At 35.6% G+C, this 8,917-nt stretch carries 11 protein-coding genes; 2 read left to right on the top strand and 9 right to left on the bottom strand.

Features of this window, described 5'->3' with window-relative positions; genetic code table 11:
* The coding region (locus V7164_RS25155) for a putative RNA methyltransferase (protein ID WP_438824749.1) at positions 1 to 465 on the bottom strand (465 nt) is incomplete at its 3' end.
* Between the two features lie 659 nt (positions 466 to 1,124).
* The gene (locus V7164_RS25150) at positions 1,125 to 1,754 is read right to left on the bottom strand and encodes a hypothetical protein (protein WP_335347809.1); all 630 of its coding nucleotides are present in this window, start codon (positions 1,752 to 1,754) and stop codon (positions 1,125 to 1,127) included.
* Between the two features lie 238 nt (positions 1,755 to 1,992).
* Here V7164_RS25150 and V7164_RS25145 point away from each other — a divergent pair, with 238 nt between their 5' ends.
* Positions 1,993 to 2,433 (top strand): YaiI/YqxD family protein, encoded by a 441-nt coding sequence (locus tag V7164_RS25145; protein ID WP_335355585.1) that lies wholly within the window; start codon positions 1,993 to 1,995, stop codon positions 2,431 to 2,433.
* A gap of 172 nt (positions 2,434 to 2,605) precedes the next feature.
* Here V7164_RS25145 and V7164_RS25140 read toward each other — a convergent pair whose 3' ends face one another.
* Both V7164_RS25140 and V7164_RS25135 read right to left on the bottom strand, forming a co-directional pair.
* A complete protein-coding gene (locus tag V7164_RS25140) occupies positions 2,606 to 2,767 on the bottom strand; it encodes a DUF3934 domain-containing protein (RefSeq protein ID WP_335347991.1) in 162 nt (53 codons plus the stop codon).
* A gap of 448 nt (positions 2,768 to 3,215) precedes the next feature.
* Positions 3,216 to 3,416: a cold-shock protein gene (locus V7164_RS25135; RefSeq protein ID WP_335347990.1), complete on the bottom strand. Its 201-nt coding sequence runs from the start codon at positions 3,414 to 3,416 to the stop codon at positions 3,216 to 3,218.
* A 532-nt stretch (positions 3,417 to 3,948) separates the two neighbouring features.
* Here V7164_RS25135 and V7164_RS25130 point away from each other — a divergent pair.
* Positions 3,949 to 4,416 carry a DUF3291 domain-containing protein gene (locus tag V7164_RS25130; RefSeq protein ID WP_335347989.1) on the top strand — a complete coding sequence of 156 codons (468 nt, stop codon included), beginning with the start codon at positions 3,949 to 3,951 and terminating at the stop codon, positions 4,414 to 4,416.
* A 385-nt stretch (positions 4,417 to 4,801) separates the two neighbouring features.
* On the opposite strand, the gene V7164_RS25125 is transcribed toward V7164_RS25130, so the two are convergent.
* The 5 genes from V7164_RS25125 to V7164_RS25105 all read right to left on the bottom strand — a co-directional run bounded on the left by V7164_RS25125 (position 4,802) and on the right by V7164_RS25105 (position 8,608).
* Positions 4,802 to 5,467, bottom strand: coding sequence for a C40 family peptidase (locus tag V7164_RS25125; protein WP_335347988.1), 666 nt, complete (start codon positions 5,465 to 5,467; stop codon positions 4,802 to 4,804).
* 215 nt (positions 5,468 to 5,682) lie between these two features.
* Positions 5,683 to 5,943, bottom strand: coding sequence for a hypothetical protein (locus V7164_RS25120; protein ID WP_335347987.1), 261 nt, complete (start codon positions 5,941 to 5,943; stop codon positions 5,683 to 5,685).
* A gap of 138 nt (positions 5,944 to 6,081) precedes the next feature.
* The gene (locus V7164_RS25115; RefSeq protein ID WP_335355584.1) at positions 6,082 to 6,342 is read right to left on the bottom strand and encodes a hypothetical protein; all 261 of its coding nucleotides are present in this window, start codon (positions 6,340 to 6,342) and stop codon (positions 6,082 to 6,084) included.
* The gene (locus V7164_RS25110; protein WP_335355583.1) at positions 6,339 to 6,947 is read right to left on the bottom strand and encodes a phosphoadenosine phosphosulfate reductase domain-containing protein; all 609 of its coding nucleotides are present in this window, start codon (positions 6,945 to 6,947) and stop codon (positions 6,339 to 6,341) included. Before V7164_RS25110 ends, V7164_RS25115 begins: the two co-directional genes overlap by 4 nt.
* A gap of 374 nt (positions 6,948 to 7,321) precedes the next feature.
* Positions 7,322 to 8,608 (bottom strand): histidine--tRNA ligase, encoded by a 1,287-nt coding sequence (locus V7164_RS25105; RefSeq protein ID WP_335355582.1) that lies wholly within the window; start codon positions 8,606 to 8,608, stop codon positions 7,322 to 7,324.
* Positions 8,609 to 8,917: the final 309 nt, after the last annotated feature.

Raw genomic sequence — 8,917 nt, 5'->3', positions numbered from 1 at the left:
AACAGCCCAAATCTTATTGGTGTAGTTCTTGGCAGCTACCAATATGCCTTCTTTAGAAAGGTCAATTCCTACTCCTTTAATTGTTTTATTATATTCAGAACTAACAATATCGCAAATAGAGGATAGGTGTGAACCCTCTCCGCATCCCATATCAATTAATGATATTTCTCCTTTTTTAATAGTATGCTTATTTATAATTTCAGCAATTGCTTGGCTGAGTGGTTTGAAAAATCCATCCTCTATAATAAGTTTTCTTCGTGCTTCGAAAAGATCCTTGCTGTACTTAGTTTTTACCTGGTGAGTCGTCAAGTTGATATATCCTTGCTTGGTAAAATCAAATGTATGGTTATTTGAGCAGATTAAACTTTTAAACTCAAAAACCATCATTGATGAATGACAAATAGGACACTTAAAAATGGATTCAAAGTTACTTATATACTCCGTACTCTTCATTCTTTTATTCATTTTAAACAAAGAAGTCACCTCATTCATTCGTTTTTAGATAAATGAAAAAGGCATAGACAAATAAACCCTCCTCATATTTTTCAAAAAAATATGAATAGGATCTGAAAATAGTCTATACCTGTTACTATCTATAACGAATGAATTGAATAATCATGGAAATAACTCCTTTGGGTAGGTTTATAGGAATCTAACCCATAAATTACATTATCATGGTTAACTTCTCGTTGCAATTTATATTTAGCTTTCTAAATAGCCCGTTTGATTGCTTCAATGTAATACTAGTGTGAAATGACAATTCGTTCTTCCACAATCGCGCCCGATTTCTTAAAAGTTGTGAAGTATTTCCATTCCTCTCGAATATTGTCTATGATATCCAATACTAACGATTATTTTAACTTGGTTCGATCCGATACGAATCGAATAAATATCTGGGATTTCATCTTTTTATAGAGTCAAAGGAATCACCGCATTGCTTGGATTCATCTAAACTTTGATAGTGGGAGTCGAATTCCTGCCAAAAAATTATAAACATACCTATACAGGCGCAAAATGTGGGATGAACGTTGAGGTGGCGCAAGAATTGGCAGAAGCAGAAAGGATCACCATGGAAATGGTGATTAATAATGATGCTCCATCTTTCCTGTCAGCGAAAAGTGTCATCAGTATGCAGGCATGAATCCGAGGGCAACCAGTAGCATTGGGACCGCTATCAGGATCAAACCAAGTACCACAGGTGCGCCGACCACCCCGAGGACAGCATAGCCTCTTCGTGTGCCGTATCGCCGCGAGTAGGAGACGGCCAGGAAACCATAGCCTGCCGCGGCCAACAGGAACATAAATACGTAGCCGATGCCTGCCAGATCGATTTGTTCGGCAGTGCCCATAAACCCAAAGATCATACCCAGCGCCTGCGTCACGCTGCCCAGGGCATATAAGCCGAGCGTGGCGAAAGCTCCCCACACCAACACGGTCATGAGTGCCGGTAGGTGAAGTTTCGGGATGTTCGCAACCGACAACAATTCCACAGCCGCGCCCAATGACTTAAAGCCAACAACAAGCCAGTTCATCACCGTGATGCCGGCCGTGTACTCGGCAAGTGGACCCCCGGCGAAATGGTCAGTGACCTCGAAAACGATATTGACCACCGCAAACGCGATGCACCAAAGAGCCATCAGGACCCCGATCACTGTGACACCTGGCCCCGGGGAGCGAATGGACTTGGGATGATCGGTTGAGGCCGCAGGAAAGAATGCTAGAACTAAAGACTTGAAAATCTTTTTTAAATTCATCTTTGCTATATCCTACCTTTCATGATTTACAAACAAATCCAAATCTCGAAAATCATAACAGCAAATAACTTGTTCTTAGAAGGGTCAATATCCTTATTTTCTGTAAGAGGGTTTCTCCAATGAAAAAAAGATCTTTCTTTTGTTATTTAATGATTTTAGGTAAACCATCTTTATCGTTTGACAAAGACTAAATTTGCCACTATCATCAACTCAAACTTACTTACGGGGAGAGGTAAAGATGAAAATTTATGTTGATGCAGATGCTTGTCCGGTAAAAGATATCATTATCTCTGAAGGTACGAGTGCTGAAATACCTGTTATCCTTGTTACTAGCTACTCTCATTTTTCTAATGCGGAACAACCATCAGGAGTGGAAACCATTTATGTTGATTCTGGAGCAGATGCTGCTGATTATCGGATTATAAAGTTAGTAGAAAAAGGAGATATAATCGTTACGCAAGATTATGGTCTTGCTTCGCTAGGGTTAGCAAAAGGGTGTGTGGTACTTCACCATAATGGGTCTACCTATACAAATGAAAACATTGACCAATTATTACAAACACGTTATTTGAGCGCAATGGCTCGAAAAAGCGGAATGCGTACAAAGGGGCCAAAACCATTTACATCAGAAGATAGGGAGAAATTTAAGGGGCTTTTTAAAAGAGCGATTTCACATTAAAAGAACCGTTTATTTTTAAGAAAAACCTAGAAAAGTAAATTGTTACTTATATTAAACTGACCTTACCCAGCATAAAAAGAAAAAAGCGAACTCCTATAAAGGAGCTCGCACACGTTGGGTAAATAAATAATTGTATTTATTTCAGCATTCGCTATATTTCGGATAACTTAGTTTAACTTTTGCTCGTGGGGTCATTTTCAACATTTGTTTTTTTTGTACCTTTACTAACATAAGGTTTTGCACTCTTTTTTTTGTTTGCACTAGCTTGCCAACGATTCCAACCCTTCTTGTCTGTTCCTCTCCCAGTTCCACCTTTTCCTTTAGCTTTACTCATAAAATCACTCCATAATTATTCTAAGTTAAGTTACCTATCTGGTTAGTTTTGGTCATTTTACTCGGTTATTAACCAAGCATATTGCAATAAATAACATCCTTCCAGTCACTTTTTCTGTATATTCTTCCTCCATTAATGGCCCTTAACACAACGAAAGAGCGTAATTCTTGCTACAGAATCGCACCCATTTGTTGAATATTATTGCTTAATCCAACATAAGCACTCGTTTGAATAACCCAAAAAGGGTTGGTAATTTAGCCCTCTCTACAAAAGGATAATAAAATTGTTAATTTAAATGTAGGAGAATTTGTGATTATGTGATACACTTTGTTTACCATTTGATTTACTGTTTTATATGTGCCCTACTCATTCGTGAGTGGGGTTCTTTGCTTATAAGATAAATAAAAAACAGACTCTATAAAGAGCCTGCTTGAGTTTGGTTTTATTATTAAGCTTTACGCACGTTAGCTGCTTGAGCTCCACGTTGACCTTGCTCAACATCGAAAGTCACAGCTTGACCTTCTTCTAAAGTTTTGAAACCTTCGCCTTGAATAGCTGAGAAATGTACGAATACGTCTTCTCCACCTTCATGCTCGATGAATCCGAAGCCTTTTTCGCTGTTAAACCATTTTACTTTACCATTTTCCATTTATGTTGCCTCCTAGTGTGAAAAACACACATTGTGTTACTATCCTTGCTCTCAGTGATCATCAAGACGAAAAGTTTTACTAAAACTATCCTTTACACCGAACAAAAATAATTCATATTTAGATTAACATTTTTCACAAGTATTTGCAAGAAGACATGCAAGCTACTATTTTACAACTCATAAATTTACACAACTGGTTTTGCATTCTTTTGTTGTTCTTATTCAGGTAGAGCGCTCTTTAATGGAATAACTAGGATTTGGACTCAATACTAGAATCATTTTGATAACAACCCAACCTGGTAGTATAAAAGGACTTTGTCCTACAAATTTTCTAAGTTCTTTATAATTATCCATTTTTGCAACTCATTTTTTAAATCTGGTGTTTAAAAAGAGTATTTTTCTACTAAATAAAGGTTCAACAAAGAAAAGCATCTGATCTACCACCACAATTAATAGTTATATAGTTCAACTAGGAATTAGTCCAGTCATTCTAGAATATATGTAGGTAAATAGTGTAATTGGAGGGGTAATTTTGGCTTTTGTTGCGATTTATACAGTTGGTAGGTTAAAACATCCAAATGAACATCCTGCCTCTCGTAAGTTTTTTGAAGTCGGAAATGAAATAATTCGACAGGCTGCTAAAACTGGGCATCTAATAAAGGAATTTTCACCTAATAGAGTACTTTTCCCTGAGAAAGCAATTAAAGGAGAGGGTTCCCCCATTCTCACACTAACAGTATGGAAAAGCCTTCAATGTTTATATCGTTTTACCTATTCAGGTCAACATAAGCAAGCTTTACGGGACAGGAACAAGTGGTTTGGACCTCTTCAAGAGAGACAACCTAATTATGTGGTGTGGTGGACGGAGAAGGTAACGGATGTTTCATGGAAGGAGGCTTTCAAGAGATACGACTTTTATATTCAACATGGAACAGATCCTTTTGCATTTGACTTTAAGCACGCATTTGATGAATTTGGGGAGACGATCTTGCTTAAATAGCTGGGGTCAATTCTCCTGCTCTGTATAGGAAGCGGAGCATCTCCTTATTGAACAAATCAGTTTAAGTGCATTTCTTCAAAATCTCACATGAATATCCCGTTTTTTTAAGAGTCTTATTCCATTAAATGTCCCGATTGTGGAGGAAAAATACGAAAAGCAAAATGGATTCTAAATTATATTTCTAATACAGCCGTTACTTCAATTATTTTTAAGTTCATTTTCTAAATCCTTAAGGAGAACATCTATATTTACAACTGTAGTATCTTCAGCCTAGCTCTTTTATTTATCGGGGCATAGGCTGTTATTGGATGGGGTTGTAAATGGCAAAGAAAATATATACAAAAAAGACAGGGGAAAACCGCCTGTCTTTGTTTGCTGGTGTAGTTTAAGGAAGCAAACTAGGTATAACTCTTTTTGCCCCATAATAAGCCTCTTTATAATAGCTTCCATTCATGTCACTAACAACAACGTCTAATTTGTGGTTCGCCATATGAAGTAATTTATTATCTCCAATATAAATTCCTACATGTTCAATTAGTCCGTTATGGTTACCGTCAAAGAAAACTAAATCCCCACGTTTTAGGTTTTTCCTTTCAACGGGTGTTCCCATTTCATACATATCATCTTCATTTGCTGTACCTAAGTCAATTCCGTTTTGTTTGAAAATATAATCAAGGAACGAAGCACAACGGAATTTAAGGGAGGCATAGTCTACTTTACCTAGATCAGAGTATTCAGCCTTTCCTATTAAGGATAAACCTGTATTGATAATCTTGTTCGTAATGACTTCTTCTTGGTTCGCTGTTTTCTCAGGCATTAACCTAATAACAGAACCCACTTGCATATTCATTGGGTCAACTGTTGGGTTAAGTTCCATTAGTTTCTTATAATCCAGTCCGTAACGCTTTGCAATGAGCGAAAAAGAATCTCCTTTGTATACTTTGTAAGATTCGAACGGCGGTTCTTTAAACATAGTCATTGCATTGGCTGGAACTGTTGCACCTCCTAGCACTCCCAAAGCTACTACACTAGCAATGATACTCTTTTTCATTTCAAAACCTCCAGTGTGGTATATTTTTAGGTCTCATGAAGCACTCTATTATATTAAGGTATATAAAACTGTAATTCTACTGGTAATTATATCTACACAAATCTTTTTTTTAAAAATACCCTTGCATCAAATTGACGGAACCACCAATGAGAAAACATCACCAATTCTTGTTCATCATGAATATCAAATGTGTATCCATCTTCTTCTCTCATTTCTTAATAAGTGTCGATCATTTCCTGTAATCCATAATCAGTATCTTTAAATGTAAAAGATCCACAATCAATATACAGCGATTCAACCTTATACCCAATTCGGTCTAAAAGGTTATGTTGAAGCAGTTTATCTTCCTTTTCATTTCTCCGCATAGCAAAGGTAGCTAGGATATGTGGTGGTATTGCGACCTTTAAACATTTAATCTCGTCATCCAGATATGATGTTGAGAAAAGCATTTTTTCATCATTAAAAAAATTGGTCAAATTTTTATTTCCCCCAGTATGATATAAAAAAAGACAGGGTGGGTTATCCATCCTGTCTTAACATAATTACTCTTTAGTTATCTAAGTTTAAATAAATCAATGTTCCCCTAAATGGTTACATGGTTATTTGAAATGGGATTAAACAGGTCCACCGGTTGAACCTATTAAAGCTTCCGCTGGTATTTCCCATTTATACATAATTAAATCTTCTTTATTAAAATTTCTACTTAATGCAAGAATTACCCATTTACTCAATCGTTTGTCTTTCGGTAATCGGTCAATTGAACCAAAATTAGCTTTTTGCTCCAGAGATAAGCGATTTGTATCAATGGTATGGTTTAACTCTTTTTCTTTCTGCACTAGCTTATTGAAACGTTCAGGTGCTATTTCTCGCATCATTGCCATAGGTCTGATGTTGAGAAAATACAGCCAAAACAACTAGTACGGTTCCAGCCAAGCAAGTACGCTGGATGTGGAAGAAATCTTCTTTTCTCATATTCGTCCCAAATCATCTGTTCTGACCAATCAATCACTGGCCGCCAAGCGTGTACAAGTCTCATATTGCTATTACAGGCATGTATTTCAGTTTCGAAATACATTGCTCTGTTAGGAGACTCTTCTCTTCGTTCACCAGTAATTACAAGAATCTTTTTATCTTTATATCTTGGATAATTATTTAATACCCTACGAAAGGCATCAATTTTCACATATGGTGAACACCATCTGACTCTTAAATCAGGACTCATTGCAAGCCATTTATGCCTTGTACTTTTTTTACCATTCCTTGTAGGTAGCTTAACTATTTCTCCGTTATCACAGTAATAAACGTTATCAGTAAGACTATCCTTTCTCATAAGTTCGTTATAAATTCCACCCTCATGCCACTGAAATGATGTTTTAATTCCAAAATGTTGTCCAACAGTTTCGATATAGCTTTCTGTAACTGGCCAATCCATATACTCAATTAAATCATCATGACCACCATCGACTGATTGATGCCACATTTCAATTTTCTGAGTACTTATACCAAGATCAAGAAGGTAAAACAAGCAAATTTTTTATCAAGACCTAAATTTTATAATATAGATAAATAAAAGGCCATTACATATTAGTCATATAAAATATGTAATGCCCTTTCTTATTCAACAATCGCGCCCGATCGTATTATAAGTTTAGCCAGTTTTTACTGGTTGAACTTTTTATTTGGTTTTATTATAGGGGTAGTCGGAATAGAACATAGCGCCCGTGGGACTTGATCCCGTTTTGCTGAAATCACTGAAACTTCTATTGGCTGGCTTAATTGAATAATTATAATATGGAACCAACCCTAAAATAATTCGATTCTGCTTTAACTAACGCTATTGTTCAATAAGAAAAGTTATTTATTAAAAAGGAAACCTTCAGTTTTTTCTTCACCAGTTAACATATCTTTGATTTTAAATTGATTATTTTTTACTTCTTCCTCTCCAATTATGATAACATTACGTACTTTCTCTTTATTTGCTTTATCTAAGGCTTTACCTAACTTCTTGTTCCCCATTTCCAATTCCACCGTATACCCTTTTTCTCTTAAATAACTTGCTGCTAATAATGATTCTTTTTGAGTATTCATTGGTATAATGTAAAAATCGACATTCGATTCTTCTAGCGTGCTATCCTTCGATAATTGTAAAGCGGTATAAATGACATCTAAACCAAATGATATTCCAACCGTAGAGAATTTCTCTTTTGTACCAATGAGTCCACCAATTGCATTGTCGTATCTACCACCACTGCCAATGCTAGACTTGATGGTTTTGTCTGTTAAAAAAACTTCATAAATAGTGCCAGTATATATCTCTAATCCTCTTGCTAAGAACGGATTAAATACACATTTACCATTAACACCTAGGAAAGCTAAATAGGTTTCCAGTTCTTTCAATTCTTCTAATCCTTGTTCAACTTGTTTATTTTGTTTTGCAAAAGGCTCAAAGTAGCTATAACTTTTATTATTTTTATCGTTCAAAAACTGTTTAATGGATTGGACAGTGGAAGGTGAAAGACCTTGTTCAGTCAGCTCCGATGTTACCGTTTCTAATCCTACTTTTTCAAGTTTATCAAGGATTAAAACAACTTTATTTATTTTGTCCTCCTCTGTATTAAACACTTCTAACATACCCGTTAATAATTTCCGATTGTTATATTGAATCATTACCTTTAACCCGAGTTTACGGAATACATCTAATGCCATAACCATTAATTCTGCTTCAGCAATTTGTGATTCCACTCCCACAATATCAACATCACATTGAGTAAATTCACGAAAACGTCCCGATTTGATTGGACCATCTCTGAATACTTTACCAATTTCATATCTCTTAAAAGGCATCCTCAATGTTGGGTTCATAGCAACAACTTTTGCAAAGGGAATAGTAAGGTCGTATCTTAAAGCTAAATCCCTTTCTCCTCTATCCGTTAATGTGTACATTTCTTCTAATATTTCAGCACCTCCACCATATTTTGAAGCGAGCAATTCCGTGTAATTTAATATAGGTGTTTCGAGGGGGTTACATCCGTATTGGATAAATACGTCTTCTAAAGTTCTTCTAATATTTCTTCGTACTACTTCATCATTAGGTAAATAATCTTGTGTACCCTTCACATTTTGATAATCCATTTTCTTCATATTCCTTAACCTCCAAATTTTTTTAATAAATAAAAAAACCGCACCTGATTTAAGTGTTGAACTTAATCAAATACGGTTTTAATGATAAATAGCCTTCCTATTGACGATTATTAAAATCGGATAGCAAGGCTACTTGATATGATGATGTAATTGTGAGAACGACATAATAATCTTATAAGAACGCATTATACTCACCTCTAATTTCCATTAATATACTATACGACAAAGTTATTTTCAACATAAATATCCAGTTATTTTGAAACTATCTCTTCTTGAACTAAAGCACCGTTTGTTATAATACATTCCTTC

Source organism: Bacillus sp. JJ1474 (assembly GCF_036965225.1).
Taxonomy (GTDB): Bacteria; Bacillota; Bacilli; order Bacillales; family Cytobacillaceae; genus Cytobacillus.
The sequence above is the reverse complement of the archived record's forward strand: the minus strand, read 5'-3'. Positions and strand labels throughout refer to the sequence as shown.

Excerpts from the sequence above, each read along its gene's own strand:
- V7164_RS25150 (WP_335347809.1), bottom strand. The coding sequence starts at position 1,754 with ATGAATTTAAAAAAGATTTTCAAGTCTTTAGTTCTAGCATTCTTTCCT.
- V7164_RS25145 (WP_335355585.1), top strand. The coding sequence starts at position 1,993 with ATGAAAATTTATGTTGATGCAGATGCTTGTCCGGTAAAAGATATCATT.
- V7164_RS25140 (WP_335347991.1), bottom strand. The coding sequence starts at position 2,767 with ATGAGTAAAGCTAAAGGAAAAGGTGGAACTGGGAGAGGAACAGACAAG.
- V7164_RS25135 (WP_335347990.1), bottom strand. The coding sequence starts at position 3,416 with ATGGAAAATGGTAAAGTAAAATGGTTTAACAGCGAAAAAGGCTTCGGA.
- V7164_RS25125 (WP_335347988.1), bottom strand. The coding sequence starts at position 5,467 with ATGAAAAAGAGTATCATTGCTAGTGTAGTAGCTTTGGGAGTGCTAGGA.
- V7164_RS25115 (WP_335355584.1), bottom strand. The coding sequence starts at position 6,342 with ATGATGCGAGAAATAGCACCTGAACGTTTCAATAAGCTAGTGCAGAAA.
- V7164_RS25110 (WP_335355583.1), bottom strand. The coding sequence starts at position 6,947 with ATGTGGCATCAATCAGTCGATGGTGGTCATGATGATTTAATTGAGTAT.
- V7164_RS25105 (WP_335355582.1), bottom strand. The coding sequence starts at position 8,608 with ATGAAGAAAATGGATTATCAAAATGTGAAGGGTACACAAGATTATTTA.